14 protein-coding genes are annotated in these 15,675 nt (G+C 65.4%); 12 read left to right on the forward strand and 2 right to left on the reverse strand.

The features are described 5' to 3' along the window. Nucleotides 1-53: 53 nt before the first annotated feature. Nucleotides 54-782 (forward strand): DsbA family protein, encoded by a 729-nt coding sequence (locus tag ABD791_RS03880; RefSeq protein WP_345062458.1) that lies wholly within the window; start codon nucleotides 54-56, stop codon nucleotides 780-782. 174 nt (nucleotides 783-956) lie between these two features. Then, nucleotides 957-1,565 (forward strand): GNAT family N-acetyltransferase, encoded by a 609-nt coding sequence (locus tag ABD791_RS03885; protein ID WP_345062460.1) that lies wholly within the window; start codon nucleotides 957-959, stop codon nucleotides 1,563-1,565. Nucleotides 1,566-1,634: 69 nt separating this feature from the next. On the opposite strand, the gene ABD791_RS03890 is transcribed toward ABD791_RS03885, so the two are convergent. Continuing rightward, on the reverse strand, nucleotides 1,635-2,309 hold the full coding sequence (locus ABD791_RS03890; protein WP_345062462.1) for a metalloregulator ArsR/SmtB family transcription factor: 675 nt from the start codon (nucleotides 2,307-2,309) through the stop codon (nucleotides 1,635-1,637). Between the two features lie 149 nt (nucleotides 2,310-2,458). Between ABD791_RS03890 and ABD791_RS03895 the strand changes: the two genes are divergently transcribed. The 4 genes from ABD791_RS03895 to ABD791_RS03910 all read left to right on the forward strand — a co-directional run bounded on the left by ABD791_RS03895 (nucleotide 2,459) and on the right by ABD791_RS03910 (nucleotide 6,241). After that, nucleotides 2,459-2,719, forward strand: coding sequence for a DUF6458 family protein (locus ABD791_RS03895; RefSeq protein ID WP_345062464.1), 261 nt, complete (start codon nucleotides 2,459-2,461; stop codon nucleotides 2,717-2,719). Nucleotides 2,720-2,724: 5 nt separating this feature from the next. Next, complete coding sequence (locus tag ABD791_RS03900) at nucleotides 2,725-3,942, forward strand: serine/threonine-protein kinase (RefSeq protein WP_345062466.1); 1,218 nt, start codon at nucleotides 2,725-2,727, stop codon at nucleotides 3,940-3,942. Continuing rightward, the gene (locus ABD791_RS03905) at nucleotides 3,939-4,409 is read left to right on the forward strand and encodes a hypothetical protein (protein ID WP_345062468.1); all 471 of its coding nucleotides are present in this window, start codon (nucleotides 3,939-3,941) and stop codon (nucleotides 4,407-4,409) included. The genes ABD791_RS03900 and ABD791_RS03905 overlap by 4 nt, the downstream gene beginning before the upstream one ends. Before the next feature lie 344 nt (nucleotides 4,410-4,753). After that, nucleotides 4,754-6,241, forward strand: a complete 1,488-nt coding sequence (locus tag ABD791_RS03910; protein WP_345062470.1) for an APC family permease — start codon at nucleotides 4,754-4,756, stop codon at nucleotides 6,239-6,241. 762 nt (nucleotides 6,242-7,003) lie between these two features. On the opposite strand, the gene ABD791_RS03915 is transcribed toward ABD791_RS03910, so the two are convergent. Then, nucleotides 7,004-7,531 (reverse strand): SixA phosphatase family protein, encoded by a 528-nt coding sequence (locus tag ABD791_RS03915; protein ID WP_345062472.1) that lies wholly within the window; start codon nucleotides 7,529-7,531, stop codon nucleotides 7,004-7,006. 128 nt (nucleotides 7,532-7,659) lie between these two features. On the opposite strand from ABD791_RS03915, the gene pyrR reads away from it, so the two are divergent. From pyrR to carB, 6 genes are read left to right on the forward strand one after another with little or no spacing between them, the layout of a single operon-like run. After that, nucleotides 7,660-8,286, forward strand: a complete 627-nt coding sequence (pyrR, locus tag ABD791_RS03920; protein WP_345062474.1) for a bifunctional pyr operon transcriptional regulator/uracil phosphoribosyltransferase PyrR — start codon at nucleotides 7,660-7,662, stop codon at nucleotides 8,284-8,286. Beyond that, a complete protein-coding gene (locus tag ABD791_RS03925) occupies nucleotides 8,283-9,233 on the forward strand; it encodes an aspartate carbamoyltransferase catalytic subunit (protein ID WP_345062476.1) in 951 nt (316 codons plus the stop codon). The genes pyrR and ABD791_RS03925 overlap by 4 nt, the downstream gene beginning before the upstream one ends. Further along, entirely contained in the window at nucleotides 9,234-10,586 is a 1,353-nt protein-coding gene (locus ABD791_RS03930; RefSeq protein WP_345062477.1) for a dihydroorotase, read from the forward strand. Continuing rightward, nucleotides 10,579-11,190 carry a PH-like domain-containing protein gene (locus ABD791_RS03935; RefSeq protein WP_345062479.1) on the forward strand — a complete coding sequence of 204 codons (612 nt, stop codon included), beginning with the start codon at nucleotides 10,579-10,581 and terminating at the stop codon, nucleotides 11,188-11,190. The genes ABD791_RS03930 and ABD791_RS03935 overlap by 8 nt, the downstream gene beginning before the upstream one ends. 1 nt (nucleotide 11,191) lies before the next feature. Then, nucleotides 11,192-12,379, forward strand: coding sequence for a glutamine-hydrolyzing carbamoyl-phosphate synthase small subunit (gene carA / locus ABD791_RS03940; RefSeq protein WP_345062481.1), 1,188 nt, complete (start codon nucleotides 11,192-11,194; stop codon nucleotides 12,377-12,379). After that, nucleotides 12,379-15,666, forward strand: a complete 3,288-nt coding sequence (gene carB, locus ABD791_RS03945) for a carbamoyl-phosphate synthase large subunit (RefSeq protein WP_345062483.1) — start codon at nucleotides 12,379-12,381, stop codon at nucleotides 15,664-15,666. The genes carA and carB overlap by 1 nt, the downstream gene beginning before the upstream one ends. Nucleotides 15,667-15,675: the final 9 nt, after the last annotated feature.

Consider the following 15,675-nt stretch of genomic DNA (forward strand, 5'->3'; position numbering starts at 1 on the left):
CCGTCGACTCACGCGGTCGACGCGGCCGGTTCACTCCAGACGAAAGCATCCTGATGGTTCGCAGCACACAGTCAACCCGCCGCTTCAGCACCCTGGTGACCGCGATGGCGATCACCGCGTTCGTCACCGTGGGGGTGGCCGGATGCGCACCAGAGCCGGGCGCGGGCGGCAGCGGCGCATCGACCGCGACACCGCCGCCGATCCCTACCGGAGCCCTCGGCGCTGCATTCTTCGACGAGGGATACCTCACGGTCGGCAACGGCGAGAAGATCGTGGACATGTATTTCGACCCGATGTGCCCGATCTGCGGTGTGTTCGATGAGACGAACGGCGAGTTCCTGACCGGTCAGGTCGACGACGGCGCCATCACGTTGCGTCTGCACCCGATGAACTTTCTGAACCGACTTTCGCAGGGAACCGACTACTCGTCGCGAGCAGGCTCTGCCCTGACCTGTGTCGCGGCCCAGGACGAGTCCAGGACGCTGGCCTACTTCACCGCACTCTTCGCCGAGCAGCCGAAGGAGAACACCGAGGGGCTGACCAACGATCAGCTCAACGAGATCGCTGTCAGCGTCGGTGCGATGAGCGTCGCGGATTGCGTGGCGAACGGCGACTACACCTCATGGATTCAGAGCGTGAACGATGCTGCTCTGGCCGGCCCGATTCCTGGTTCTGATCTGAAGGCGATCGAAGGAACCCCGACGGTGCTCGTCAACGGTGCGGTCTTCCCCGGAACAGTGAACGATGCCGCGGCATTCGAAGAGTTCGTCACCAAGAACTAGGTTCTGTGACCTGAGGTCGTCACTGACGATTATCAGCGAAAGCCGGGTGCTGTTTCAGCGCCCGGCTTTCGTCGTCTGGTGGCGAGCATCCGTGTGAGCGCGGATGCGTCGACTGACGCGGATTCGTCGGCCTCGTTCGTGCCGAACGGGAGCTCTGAGCCGTAGTCTGATGCGATGCAGAAGTCCGACGGATTCACTCCAGTGCGGGTCGCCACACCGCGCGATCTCGAGGCAATCGTGTCGACGGTGTCGTCGGCGTTCCTGACGGATCCGCTGTGGGCGCCGATGTTTCCGGAAGCCGAACGCCGCGCCGCACAGATGACGGCGCTCTGGAGGCTCCTGGCCGGGTCGGCGCTGCGCTATCCATGGACCGTGGTGACCGATCAGGTCGAGTCGGCCGCCGTCTGGCTGCCGCCGGGGAGTACCGAGCTCACCGATGAGGAGTCGGCTGGCTTCGAGGAGTTTCTGATGGACCTCGTCGGTGAGGCCGGTGCCGCAGCAATTGTGCGGCTCACCGAGCAGTTCGACGCGGTTCGGCCTGAGGAGCCCCACTACTATCTGAGCCTGCTTGCCACCCATGACGCCCATCGGGGGCGCGGACTCGGCATGAATCTACTCAGGGAGAATCTGTCCCGCATCGATGCTCTCGGAGCGGCCGCTCATCTCGAATCATCGAATCCAGCGAACGACGCGCGCTATGCGAGTGTCGGATTTGAGCGGAGCGGCGAGTTCGTTGCCGAAACCGGTGCTGTCGTCACCACGATGTGGCGCCCAGCGCGGTAGCGTGCTGGGGATCTCACGAGACCTTGACGAAGGAGACGTTCTCCTCCACGTGAGCGGTCTCGGTGTCGCTCATGATCCGGCCTGCACGGGTCTCAGACGCATGGTGAGGGCGTGGACGCGGTGCGTGATGGCTGAGATGGTGCGTTCGAATGCCTCGGGTGTCCCGATCGGGGCTGGGTCTGGGATCGACCAGTGCAGGTCGTCCCGACCGTCCATCTGCTCATGGGCGCCATCACACACAGTGATGACGAGGTCCTGTTCCGTCAGTACAACGCCGACGGATTGCGGGCCACTCTCGCGGTTGATCGTCAGCCCGTGTCGGGATGCTGCGTCGATCGCTCCAGGGTTCACGGCCGCGTCAGGGCGCATCCCGGCGGAGGCGACGGGAATTGTGCTCGATTCGCGCCAGATGGCCTCAGCCAGCTGGGATCGAGCAGAGTTGGCGGTACACACGAACACGACCCGGTGCGGGACGGCCACGTCTCCCGGGGTGAGTGAGGCAAAGATCTCGGCATGGAGGCCGATGTAGGTGCGTCGTTTGTCGAACTCGGATCGGGTGCGTGACACGATCTGTGCATTCTCCAGCACCCGCAGGTGATGCGAGACGAGGTTTGATCTGAGCTTCAGCAGCATTTCGATCTCGGAGGGGGCGAGGTCGCCCAGGGTGAGCAGATCGATGATCTGGAGGCGGGTCGGATCGGCGAGGGCGGCGAAGATCGCCACCCGGCGCTTCAGGTCGGTCATGGCGGCCACCCATCGATGTTGACTCAATCGTTATTGACTCAATTATGGTAGACATGTTCGCGGACGGCACGTCCTGGTACTGATCATCAGCCGATTTTCGGCCCCGCCCGTGCCGACGGAGGTGAGTTGCTCGCCCCGGAGAGGAAATCATGGGAATCGGAACAGGCATCGCGCTCTTTGTGGTCGGAGCGATCCTCGCCTTCGCGGTGAATCTTGATCTCGGCGGCGTCGTGAACCTCGCTCTCATCGGTTACATCCTGATGGGCGCCGGAGTCGTCGTGTTCTTCATCAGCCTGATGTTCGTGCTGCGTCGCCGCCAGTCGACGGCGACGACTCGCACGGCGGTTGACCCGGCCAGTGGCGAGCAGGTCACCCGCAGCACGCGCGACACGAACGACCCGCTGGTCTGAATGCCTTGACTATCCCTGGAGTGTTGCCAGAGAGGTCGCCGGCGACCGGCGAACTCCTCGATGGCCGCTACCTCCTCGGCTCCCGCATCGGAGAAGGGGGGATGGGGGTCGTCTACCGTGCCCGCGACGAGTCCCTCGGCCGCACGGTCGCGGTGAAGATCTTCCGCGAGTCCGCCACGGACGCCGCACGGACCGCGTCAGAGACCCGACTGCTTGCGGCGCTGAACCATTCATCGTTGGTGACCCTGTTCGAAGCGCAGACGGGGGAGGGCCAACCGAACTATCTCGTGATGGAGTATGTCGAAGGTCCCACGCTCCGCGAGCGAATTTCAGACGGGCCGCTGGCATCCGAGGAGGTCGCGGCGATGGCACGAGACCTCGCGGAAGCGCTGCACGTCGTGCACGATGCCGGCGTCGTGCACCGCGACATCAAACCCTCGAACGTGCTGCTTCGCCGCTCACCCGTTCCCGGTCAGGAATACCGGGCGAAACTCGCTGACTTCGGGATCGCCTACCTGATCGACTCCACCCGCCTGACAACCCCGGGAACCCTTATCGGAACCGCGGCGTATCTGAGCCCGGAGCAAGTCCGGGGAGCGGAGCCGGCCCCCGCCTCAGATATCTATGCTCTCGGGCTGGTTCTGGTCGAAGCGCTCACCGGGACGCGCGCGTTTCCGCAGACGGGCATCCACGAGGCGGCTCTCGCCCGGCTGACCCGCGACCCTGACATCCCCGGCACCCACGGGGATGCGTGGATGTCATTGTTGACCGCGATGACCACCAGGGACCCCGCACAACGGCCCACCGCCCTCGAGGTCGTCGTCGCGGCCACGCATCTGAACGACCCGGCGGTTGATGACGCCACCGAGCTGATCGGGTCGCCGCTCGCCACCGCGGGCACCACTATTCCCATTTCAGCTGAGGCGGCAACCAGCCAGACCGTGACGATTCTCGAGGGTGACCTGACCCAGGCGACGGTGCGGCTCGAGCAACCAGCCACCGACTCTCCCTCCGTCGCTCCTGACGGCTCCAGTCCGCGCTCGAGGGTGCGCCGGGGGCAGTTGACCGTCGTGGTCGTCACTCTCGTCGTGGTCGCCGTCATCGTCGGTCTGCTGATCTGGTCGCTCGGAGCATCAGCACCCGCTGGCGTTCCCACCTTGCCAACGCTGGAAAGCCCCCTCAACACGCACATGCAGGAACTGATGGAAGCAGTCACCCCATGACGCGCCTACGATTCGCCGCAACGGCCACAGCCCTTGCGCTCGCCCTCGGCCTCGGAGGATGCGCAGGTAGCCCGCCAGGGATCACCGCCGGCACCAGCGATCTCATGCAGTCCACCGTCGCTGCCGCAGCGAACCAGGCCGCAGTCGGCGATGCCACCGGAGCACTCGCCACCCTCGACTCCCTGCAGAGTCAACTGGATCAAGCCACCACCACGGGCGACATCTCCACCGAACGAGCCGCCGCCATCCAGCAGACGATCGACCAGGTGCGCTCCGACCTGCGCGAGACCACCGTGCCCGAGACGATTGCCCCGGAACCGGAACCCGAAGCCCCCGAGAGCACCGTCGATTCAACCGTCCCCGAGACTCCCCAAGACACCGGAGACAACGGCAACAACGGGAACGGCAAAGGGAACAACGGGAACGGCAAAAGCAACAACGGCAACGGCAACGGCAAGAACAAGTAGAGGGCAGCCCTCCGGGTGACGATGACGGACACCGGTCATCATTCATGAATCAAGATTCGTCTCGCGCCAAACGGTCACGATCGAGGCGCCGAGTGCCGCCGTCTACGAGCAAAAGGCCGTGACCGTCTCGCATGCTTCAACAGCGCCTCATCACGGCGCGGGCTCATCACGGCGCGGGCTCATCACGTCACCGAACTTGACATCCACCGCGCCGGCGAAAAGTGCGGTCGCTTGCGATTCTGTTGAAATTCTCAATCGGTGCCGAACGCGGCCCGTTGTCGCGCGATTGCGCCGGTGCTAGCGTTCGCGGTGAACGCGCACTGGCCCGTCCCTAGGAGGCGATCATGGCCGACACCGATGTCACCAAGCCGAACAATTCACGGCCGGAACCCGAGCACCAACTTCAGGCTGATGGGGTGACGGCCGCCGGATCGATCGTGATGGCGGTTGCGGGCAGCGCACCGGCATATTCAATTGCAGCGACGACGGCCACCTTGGTGGCGGTGGCCGGACTCGCCAGCCCGGCCGCATTGCTGTGGTGCGCGCTGCCGATGCTCGGGATCGCCTGGGCATTCGCCTATCTCGGTCGTGCCGATGTCAACGCCGGCGCGGCGTATTCCTGGGTCGGCCGTGCGCTGCATCCGATTCTCGGATTTCTCTCGGGCTGGGCCCTCGTGGTCTCGGCGACGATCTTCATGGTTGCCGGTGCACTGCCGGCGGGGGTGATGACCGTCGCGCTGTTCAGTCCAGAGAACACGAACAACGTGCCGCTGGTGACCGCGATCGGTGCGGTCTGGTTCTTGGTCATGGCGACCTGTGTTCTTGTCGGTGTGCGCATCACGGCGCGCGCGCAGTGGGTCATGACGTCGATCGAGGTCACCATCCTGGTGGTCTTCGCGATTGTCGCCATTGTGCACGCCATGTCAGGGGCAACAGCGGGCCCGGCCTTCTCGTGGGATTGGTTCGGTTTCGGGCATTTCAGCGGTGTCGGAACGTTCGTCGCGGCAGCGCTGGTAGCGGCGTTCTACTACTGGGGATGGGATGTTGCGGCGAATCTCAACGAGGAGACGAAGAACGGCAAGAAGGCGTCGGGCATCGGCGGCCTCGTCGGCGTGATAATCGTCTTTCTCCTGTTCGAGATCTTCACGGTCGCGACGCTGGTGATTTTGCCGGCAGCGACGATCGAGGACAACAGTGGAAACGTGCTTGGTGTGCTCGGCGAAGCGATTTGGCCGGGTATCGGTGGCAAGATTCTGATCGTCGCCGTCATGCTTTCAACGATCGCCACGTTGGAGACGACGTTGATCCAGGTCACCCGCACGCTGTTCGCAATGGGCCGAGACAACACCATTCCGGCCGCGTTCGGTCACGCGCACCCCAAGTGGCGCACTCCGGCCTTCGCGACTCTGGTGGTCACCGGTGTTTCAGTCGTGCTGTTCATCGGTTCGAACTTCTTGGGCAGCGTCGGCGAGATTCTCGGCAACGCCATCAGCTCGATTGGCCTGCAAATCGCGTTCTACTACGCTCTGGCCGGCATCGCGGTGGTCGTCGCCTACCGCAGGGTGATCTTCACCTCGGTGAAGAACTTCATTTTCATCGGACTCTGGCCGGCGCTCGGTGCCCTGTTCATGGTGTGGATCTTCTTCGTCTCGATCCCGTCACTCGACACCATCGTGATTGTCATCGGCCTGGGCGCCCTCGCCCTCGGGATCGTGCCCATGATCATCTACTGGCGTAAGGGAGCCGCCTACTTCAGGCGCCGCCCGCTCGAACTGCCCGTTGAGTTGGACGCGAAGGCACCCGAAAACATCGACACGGGTGGAACGCCGTAGTCAGGGGCGGTACGTGACGCCACGACGAGATGGCCGGATTCGATCGGTGCGAGATTGGGAGCTCGGTCGCGCTCTTACGCGGTCGAATCGGTGTGACGGGCCCGGCTGTCGAGCACGAGCACGAGCACGAGCACGAGCCGATCGCCGGTCAGTAGGTCGACCCATCCAACGAGAGGGATCGGCCGTCGGCCGCGTACTCGGATGTGGCGCTGCCGCAGGTTGAGCCTGGCCAGGGTTTCAAGTCCTCAACCGCAGCCGGGATCAATCAAATCCCTCTTCCGCTTCCGGCAATCAGGCAGCCGAGCACGCGCCGCACGCGACGGTCCCGCGAGCATCCGTTGTGTCGCTTACGTTCAGCTGTGGGGGTGCGCAGGTCTCCTGGAGCGATGCGGATGCCCAGGGCTGAACCTGAGGGACGGGCTGGCGGGGGCGAACGGCGGCGGGTAGTGGGCAACGGGGCCGCGCCGCGCGGTCGGGCGCACGAGAGGCGCAGCGGTCGAAGCGGCCCGCGGGCATCCGTTGTGTCGCTTACGTACAGCTGTGGGGGTGCGCAGGTCTCCCGGAGCGATGCGGATGCCCAGGGCTGAACCTGAGGGACGGGCTGGCGGGCGGGGACAAACGGCAACGGGCCGTGAGGCAGTTTCGGCAATATATTTCCGGAAATGGGGAAATCGGTTCCGTTGAGTGGGGCGTCAGCCTCACATCGGCACGAATCGGCAGGATCCTGCCGGTCTACGTTGGTTCAGGACGGTTCGGCTGTGCTCAGCGAGCGCGCGGCACGACGAACTGCATGACGCGGGCATCCTGGCCGTCTAGCTCTGCCCACGGCTTCAGTGGTTCGAGCACCGTGAATGCACTCGTCGGATAGCGCGAGGTGGCTTCGTCGAGTGCGTCGTCATCGGAGTCTGCGGAGGCGAGATGGTCGACGAGTTCCTGAACGCCGGGCATGTGGGCGATGACCAGCACGCAGCCCGCGGAATCTGGCGCATGGTTGATCACGGCAAGCATGCGGAGCGGGGACGCCGCATAGAGCGCGTCGTGCAACTCGGCCTCTGGCGCATCGTCGCCCAACTCGGAGAGCACCCCTGCACAGGTCTGCTGAGTGCGTGTCGCCGAGGAGCAGAGGATGACGTCGGGCACGAGGTCATGTTTGCGAAGCCAGGTGCCGGCCAGGGCTGCTTCGCCGTGCCCGCGGGGGAGAAGGGGGCGGTCGAAATCGGCAACGCCGGCCGGCCAGTCGGACTTCGCGTGCCGCATGATGATCAGTCGCTTCGGGGAGTGCTCGCTCATGGCGATAGCCTAGGCCGACACGGCTCGGCTGTGCTCCGGCCACCGCAACGACCACCGGCTTCGCCCTGATATGCTGAACAGGTTGACAACCTTTAAGAGCCGTCCTGTGAGACGGGGAAGGGAGTCGGTTGATGGCGCGTACCGTGCTGCAGCAGGCTGATATTGCCCGAGCGTTGACTCGGATCTCCCATGAGATCCTGGAGTCCAATCGTGGCCCAGACAATCTCGTGATTCTCGGCATCCCGACCCGCGGCGTTCTTCTCGCTCAGCGGATCGCCGAAACCATCGCCCGGATCGAACCGAGCGCCACCGACGTGCAAGTCGGCTCGCTCGACGTCACGATGTACCGTGACGACCTCGCGCACTCGCTGACCCGCACCCCGGCGCCCACCTCGGTTCCCGGCAGCATCGACGGCAAGACCGTCGTGCTGGTCGACGACGTGCTCTTCTCCGGCCGCACCATCCGGGCCGCCCTCGACGCCCTGGGCGATCACGGTCGCCCGCGCGCCGTGCGCCTCGCCGTGCTCGTCGACCGCGGTCACCGTGAACTCCCGATCCGCGCAGACTTCGTCGGCAAGAACCTGCCGAGTTCCACCGACGAGCGCATTAACGTGCACCTGGCGGAGGTCGACGGCGACGAGTTCGTGAGCATCGAATCCACGCGCGGCGAATCACCCACCGTAAAATCACACACCGTCGAATCACACACCGCCGAGTCCGCCTCGGCCACCACGAAGGGGCGTGACGACGCATGAGGCACCTGCTCTCCACCAAGGGCATCGACCGTGCCGAAGCGATCGGCCTGCTCGACATCGCAGAAGACATGGCGGATGTCGCCAACCGCGAAGTCAAGAAGCTCCCGACCCTGCGCGGCAAGACCGTCGTCAACCTCTTCTTCGAAGACTCGACGCGCACCCGCATCTCATTCGAGGCAGCAGCCAAACGACTCTCGGCCGACGTGATCAACTTCAGCGCCAAGGGTTCGAGCGTCTCCAAAGGTGAAAGCCTCAAGGACACGGCGCAGACTCTCGCCGCGATGGGTGCAGACGGCGTCGTCATCCGTCACCAGGCCTCCGGCGCACCCCAGGTGCTGGCAGAGAGCGGCTGGATCGACGCGGGAATCATCAATGCCGGCGACGGCACCCACGAACACCCGACCCAGGCATTTCTCGACGCATTCACCATCCGTCGCCGCCTGCACGGAGCGGCATCCCGCGGCAAAGACCTCGACGGCGTGAGCGTCACCATCGTCGGTGACATCTTGCACTCCCGGGTCGCCCGCTCGAATCTCTGGCTGCTCACGACCCTCGGCGCCGAGGTCACCTTCGTCGCGCCGCCCACGCTCGTGCCGGCCGATCACTCGTCTTGGCCGGCCACCGTCGGTTTCGACCTCGACGCCGCCGTCGACGCCGGACCAGACGTGATCATGATGTTGCGCATTCAAGCTGAACGGATGAACGCCGCGTTTTTCCCGAACAGCCGGGAGTATTCCCGCAGCTGGGGTCTGGACGACGCGCGTTTCTCGCGGCTGCGTGCGGATAGCATTGTCATGCACCCCGGTCCAATGAATCGCGGCTTGGAAATCTCGTCGAAAGCGGCGGATTCCGCCCAGTCGAGTGTGCTTGAGCAGGTAACCAATGGTGTGTCGGTTCGGATGGCGGCACTGTACTTGCTGCTTTCCGGCGATCGGGAGGATTCATAGATGTCGACTGAGCAAAGCGAACGCTACCTGATTCGTGGGGCGCGCCTGCCCGACGGCACCAGGTCTGACCTGGTGCTCGGCGACACGCGCATCCTCGAGATGGGCACCGCCCTCTCCGCTGCCGGCGCCACAGTCATCGATGCCGACGGTCTCGTGGCACTGCCCGGCCTCGTCGACCTGCACACGCACCTGCGCGAACCCGGCTACGAGCAGAGCGAAACCGTGCTCACCGGCAGCCAGGCTGCAGCGGTTGGCGGCTTCACGAGCGTCTTCGCCATGGCCAACACCTCCCCGGTGCAAGACACCGCTGGGGTGGTCGAGCAGGTTCTCGCCCTCGGCGAGCGGGCCGGCTACGTCACCGTGCAACCCATCGGCGCCGTCACCGTGGGACTCGCCGGCAAGAACCTCGCCGAGATCGGTGCCATGGCCGCCAGCCGCGCCCAGGTGCGGGTCTTCTCCGATGACGGCTTCTGCGTCTCAGACCCGCTGCTCATGCGCCGCGCGCTCGAATACGTCAAGGCATTCGGCGGTGTCATCGCCCAGCATGCCCAGGAACCCCGCCTCACCGAGGGCGCCCAGATGAACGAGGGCGTCGTCTCGGCCGAACTCGGCCTGACCGGCTGGCCGGCCGTCGCCGAAGAGTCGATCATCGCCAGGGATGTCTTGCTCGCCGAGCACGTCGGCTCGCGTCTGCACGTCTGCCACGTCTCGACCGCCGGTTCCGTCGACGTGATCCGCTGGGCCAAGGCCCGCGGCATCCAGGTCACCGCCGAGGTCACCCCGCACCACCTGCTGCTGACCGAAGAACTGATCACCGGCTACGACGCCCGCTACAAGGTCAACCCGCCGCTGCGTCGCAGGGAAGACACCGAAGCATTGCGAGCGGCCCTGGCCGACGGCACCATCGACATCGTGGCCACCGATCACGCCCCGCACCCGGTCGAGTCGAAGGACTGCGAATGGGATGCCGCGGCCAACGGCATGGTCGGCCTCGAGTCGGCGCTGTCAGTGGTGCACGCCTCTGTGGTGGCCAACGGGCTGCTCGGCTGGGCTGACGTGGCCCGAGTACTCTCGGCCACGCCAGCCCGTATCGGTGGCCTCTCCAGTCAGGGGCAGGCGCTCGAAGTCGGTGCCCCTGCCGAGCTGACGCTCTACGACCCCGCTGCCAGCCGCGTCTTCGGCACCTCAGACCTCGCCGGCAAGGGCGTCAACTCGCCCTACCTGCAGATGACCCTGCCTGGGCAGGTGCGCGCGACGTTCCACCGCGGCTGTGCCACGGTGCTGGATGGCGCGCTGCGCGAGGCCGCAGAGATCTCGGCCCTCGCCGGAGGAATGGAGTTCAGCCGTGGATAGGGTTCTCCCCACCGTCATCGTCGTCATTGTGCTCCTCGGAGTACTGCTGCTCATGCTGCGAAGCTGGCGACGACGAACCCGCCGTGACGCCGGCCTCGCCGCCGGATACCCGGCACCCGCCGAGAGTGCGCCGCTCGAGTCGGCCGGGGTTCTTTATGTCGCCACGACCCCGCGTGACGCACCACTCGAACGCCTGGCCATTCCCGGCCTCGCTTTCCGTGCTCGCGCGACACTGACGGTGACGGATGCCGGTGCGATCGTCGCTCCGAACGGCGAAAACTCGGTGTTCATCCCGGTTTCAGCGATCGAGCGTGTGACCGAAGCCACCTGGGCTATCGACCGCGCCGTCGAAACCGGCGGGCTCCTGCTGATCGGCTGGATGTTGAACACGGCGCCCGCTGCATCCACATCTGCTGCATCCACATCTGCTGCAGCGGCATCCGCTTCATTTGCACCCGCCGCGACATCCGCTTCCGCGACCACCAGCGTCGACAGCTACTTCCGCATCACCGACCCGGCAGACCGGGTTCGGATTGTTGCCGCCCTTCGTTCCATCGCTCCCGAGGCCACCGGCCCGGATCTCTCCACCGAAAGTGAGGCGTAGCGTGAGCTACTCAGCCAGCAACCGAACCATTACTGACCGCGCGGCTCCGGCCGTGCTCGTGCTGGAAGACGGCAAGCGATTCGTCGGAAAGGCGTACGGCGCACTCGGCCAGACCCTCGGCGAGCTCGTCTTCGCCACCGGCATGACCGGCTACCAGGAGACGCTGACCGACCCGTCATACGCCGGCCAGATCGTCTTGATGACGGCGCCGCACATCGGCAACACGGGCGCCAACGACGAAGACATGGAATCGCGCCGCATCTGGGTCTCCGGTTTCGTTGTGCGTGAGCCCGCCCGCGTCGTCTCGAACTTCCGGTCCCAGCGCAGCCTGGACTCCGACCTCGAGACCGGGGGAGTCGTCGGCATCAGCGGCATCGACACCCGCGCGATCACGCGTCACATTCGCTCGGCAGGTTCGATGCGCTCCGGCATTTTCTCGGGTGCCGACTTCGACCTTTCCGAAGGCGAGCAGCTTGAACTCGTGCGCAACGCGGCGAACATGGCCGGCCGCAACCTCTCCGACGAGGTGTCGACCGTCGACCCGTTCTCGCTGCCCGCCCAGGGCGAGCGCATCGGTACCGTCGCCGTGCTCGACCTCGGTGTGAAAACCTCGACGCTCAATTTTCTCGCCGAGCGCGGCTTCGAAGTGCTCGTGCTTCCGCAGACCGTCACCGCTGAGCACGTCCTGTCGCTCAAGCCCGACGCGCTGTTCTTCTCGAACGGTCCAGGCGACCCCGCCGCCTCCGACGCCCACGTCGCACTGCTGCAGGAATGCCTCCGCGCCGGCCTGCCCTACTTCGGCATCTGCTTCGGCAACCAGCTGCTCGGCCGGGCCCTCGGTTTCCGCACCTACAAGCTGCCGTTCGGGCACCGCGGCATCAACCAGCCGGTGCTCGACAAGTCGACCGGCCGCGTCGAGATCACCTCGCAGAACCACGGCTTCGCCGTTGACATGCCCATCGAGGGCGTGCACGAGTCGCGCACGGGCTTCGGCAATGTCGAAGTGAGCCACTACAGCCTCAACGACAACGTGGTCGAAGGCATCCGCTGCCTCGACATCCCCGCGTTCAGCGTGCAGTACCACCCCGAGTCTGCGGCCGGCCCGCACGACGCCAACTACCTTTTTGATCGATTCAGGGAGATGGTGCTTGCCCAGACGGCAACCACCGGAGCAGGAGACGCCAAGTAATGCCCAAGCGCGACGATATCAACAGCGTCCTTGTCATCGGCTCCGGCCCGATCGTCATCGGTCAGGCCTGTGAGTTCGACTACTCAGGCACCCAGGCGTGCCGTGTGCTGCGCGAAGAGGGGGTGCGCGTCATCCTCGTCAACTCCAACCCGGCCACGATCATGACCGACCCCGACTTCGCCGACGCCACCTACATTGAGCCGATCACCGCGGAGATCCTCGAGACGATCATCGCCAAGGAGCGTCCAGACGCAATCCTGCCGACCCTCGGCGGCCAGACGGCGCTGAACGCCGCCATGGAACTGCACTCGCTCGGAATTCTCGAGAAGTACAACGTCGAGCTCATCGGCGCCAAGTTCGAGGCCATTCAAAAGGGCGAAGACCGTCAGATCTTCAAGGAGCTCGTGCTCGCGGCCGGCGCCGATGTGGCCCGCTCGCACATCGCGCACACCGTCGAAGAAGCGGTCGGTTTCGCCGACGACCTCGGTTACCCGCTCGTCGTGCGCCCGTCGTTCACCATGGGCGGTCTCGGGTCCGGCTTCGCCTACAACGAAGCAGAACTGCGTCGCATCGTCGGCGACGGCCTGCACCAGAGCCCGACCACCGAGGTGCTGCTCGAAGAGTCGATCCTCGGTTGGAAAGAGTACGAACTCGAAATGATGCGCGACACAGCGGATAACACCGTTGTCGTCTGCTCGATCGAAAACGTCGACCCGGTCGGCGTGCACACGGGCGACTCGATCACCGTGGCCCCCGCGTTGACTCTGACCGACCGTGAGTACCAGAAGCTGCGCGACATCTCGATCGACATCATCCGTGCGGTGGGCGTCGACACCGGTGGCTGCAACATCCAGTTCGCGATCGACCCGTCGAACGGTCGCATCATCGTCATCGAAATGAACCCGCGCGTCTCGCGTTCCTCGGCACTGGCCAGCAAGGCAACCGGCTTTCCGATCGCCAAGATCGCTGCGAAGCTCGCCCTCGGCTACCGTCTCGACGAGATCCCCAACGACATCACCAAGGTCACGCCGGCCAGCTTCGAGCCCACGCTCGACTACGTGGTCGTCAAGGTTCCGCGCTTCGCGTTCGAGAAGTTCCCGGCCGCCGACGCCCGCCTGACCACCACCATGAAGTCGGTCGGTGAGGCCATGGCCATCGGCCGCAACTACGCCTCCGCCCTGCAGAAGGCACTGCGTTCACTCGAGAAGCGCGGCTCCTCGTTCCACTGGGGAACCGAAGACCGCACGCTCGACGAGCTGCTGATCGCCGCCGAAATCCCCACCGACGGCCGCATCGTCACGGTGCAGCAGGCGTTCCGCAAGGGCGCCACCATCGAGCAGCTTTTCGAAGCCACCAAGATCGACCCGTGGTTCCTCGACCAGATCGTGCTGATCAACGAGGTCGCCGACGCCGTCGCCGCCTCGGCGACGCTCGACACCGACATCCTGCGCCTGGCCAAGGACCACGGTTTCTCCGACGCTCAGATCGGCGAACTCCGCGGCTTCGGCGAAGCGGATGTGCGCAAGGTGCGTCACATCCTCGGCGTGCGCCCGGTCTTCAAGACCGTCGACACCTGTGCCGGCGAGTTCCCCGCCGAGACGCCGTACCACTACTCGAGCTACGACCAGGAGACCGAGGTCACCCCGAGCGATCGCAAGAAGGTCGTCATCCTTGGTTCCGGTCCGAACCGCATCGGTCAGGGCGTCGAGTTCGACTACTCCTGCGTGCACGCCTCGTTCGCCCTCTCCGATGCCGGCTACGAGACGATCATGATCAACTGCAACCCGGAGACCGTCTCCACCGACTACGACACGAGCGACCGTCTCTACTTCGAGCCGCTCACGCTCGAAGACGTGCTGGAGATCATCCACGCCGAAAGCCAGAGCGGCGAGCTCGTCGGCGTCGTTGTGCAGCTCGGCGGCCAGACCGCACTCGGCCTGGCCAAGGGTCTCAAGGCCGCCGGCATCCCGATTCTCGGCACCACGCCCGAAGCAATCGACCTGGCCGAAGAGCGCGGAGAGTTCTCGCGTATCCTCGACGAGGCCGGCCTGCTGGCCCCGCGCAACGGCACGGCCACCGACTACACCGGTGCCGTCGTCGTGGCAGAGGAGATCGGTTACCCCGTACTCGTGCGCCCCAGCTACGTGCTCGGCGGACGCGGGATGGAGATCATCTACGACAGCCCCTCGCTGGCTGACTACTTCACCCGCATGGCCGGTCAGGGCATCATCGGTCCGTCGCACCCGCTGCTGGTCGACCGCTTTCTCGACGACGCCATCGAAATCGATGTCGACGCCATCTACGACGGTCACGAGCTGTACATCGGCGGCGTGATGGAGCACATCGAAGAAGCCGGCATTCACTCAGGTGACTCCAGCTGCACCCTTCCCCCGGTCACCCTCGGCCGCGCCGAGATCGACCGCGTGCGCGACGCCACTCTCGCCATCGCCCAGGGCATCGGTGTGCGCGGTCTGCTCAACGTGCAGTTCGCCATCGGCGCCGGCGTGCTCTACGTGCTCGAAGCCAACCCGCGTGCCTCGCGTACCGTGCCGTTCGTCGCCAAGGCGCTCGGTATCACGCTGGCGAAGGCCGCCTCGCTCATCATGGTCGGCCGCACCATCGCCGAGCTCAAGGCCGAGGGCAAGCTGCCCCTCATCGACGGCTCCCGCGTGCCGCTCGACGCCCCCGTCGCCGTCAAGGAGGCCGTGCTGCCGTTCAAGCGGTTCCGCACCCCGGCCGGCGACGTCGTCGACTCCGTGCTCGGCCCGGAGATGCGTTCCACCGGTGAGGTCATGGGCATCGACCGCGACTTCCCGCGTGCGTTCGCGAAGAGCCAGATGGCGGCCTACGGCGGAATGCCGCTGGAGGGCACCGTGTTCGTCTCGGTGTCCGACCGCGACAAGCGCGCCATCATCCTGCCGGTGCTGCGTTTGAAGCAGCTCGGCTACGAGATCATGGCGACGGAGGGCACCGCTCTCGTCTTGAAGCGCAACGGCATCGACGCGCAGGTGGTGCGCAAGTTCAGCGAGAAGCAGGTCGACGGCGAATTGTCGATCGTCGACCTCATCCGTCGCGAAGAAGTCGACGTCGTCATCAACACGCCCGGTGGTCGCACCGCTCGGGCCGACGGCTACGAGATCCGCGCCGCCGCTGTCGCCGGTGACCTTCCGCTGTTCACGACGATCGCCGAACTCGCCGCCGCCGTGGCCTCGATCGACGCCATCCGTGAGGGCTTCGAGGTCACGTCGCTGCAGGAGTACGCGATCACCCGCGAGGCCGCCCTGTGACCGACGCCG

It is taken from the genome of Glaciibacter kafniensis, from assembly GCF_039538945.1.
GTDB classification, from domain to species: Bacteria; Actinomycetota; Actinomycetes; order Actinomycetales; family Microbacteriaceae; genus Cryobacterium; species Cryobacterium kafniensis.

Bases quoted from the DNA above. Each gene is read 5' to 3' on its own strand.
- ABD791_RS03880 (WP_345062458.1), top strand. From the start codon at position 54: ATGGTTCGCAGCACACAGTCAACCCGCCGCTTCAGCACCCTGGTGACC.
- ABD791_RS03885 (WP_345062460.1), top strand. From the start codon at position 957: ATGCAGAAGTCCGACGGATTCACTCCAGTGCGGGTCGCCACACCGCGC.
- ABD791_RS03890 (WP_345062462.1), bottom strand. From the start codon at position 2,309: ATGACCGACCTGAAGCGCCGGGTGGCGATCTTCGCCGCCCTCGCCGAT.
- ABD791_RS03895 (WP_345062464.1), top strand. From the start codon at position 2,459: ATGGGAATCGGAACAGGCATCGCGCTCTTTGTGGTCGGAGCGATCCTC.
- ABD791_RS03905 (WP_345062468.1), top strand. From the start codon at position 3,939: ATGACGCGCCTACGATTCGCCGCAACGGCCACAGCCCTTGCGCTCGCC.
- ABD791_RS03910 (WP_345062470.1), top strand. From the start codon at position 4,754: ATGGCCGACACCGATGTCACCAAGCCGAACAATTCACGGCCGGAACCC.
- ABD791_RS03915 (WP_345062472.1), bottom strand. From the start codon at position 7,531: ATGAGCGAGCACTCCCCGAAGCGACTGATCATCATGCGGCACGCGAAG.
- ABD791_RS03925 (WP_345062476.1), top strand. From the start codon at position 8,283: ATGAGGCACCTGCTCTCCACCAAGGGCATCGACCGTGCCGAAGCGATC.
- ABD791_RS03930 (WP_345062477.1), top strand. From the start codon at position 9,234: ATGTCGACTGAGCAAAGCGAACGCTACCTGATTCGTGGGGCGCGCCTG.
- carB (WP_345062483.1), top strand. From the start codon at position 12,379: ATGCCCAAGCGCGACGATATCAACAGCGTCCTTGTCATCGGCTCCGGC.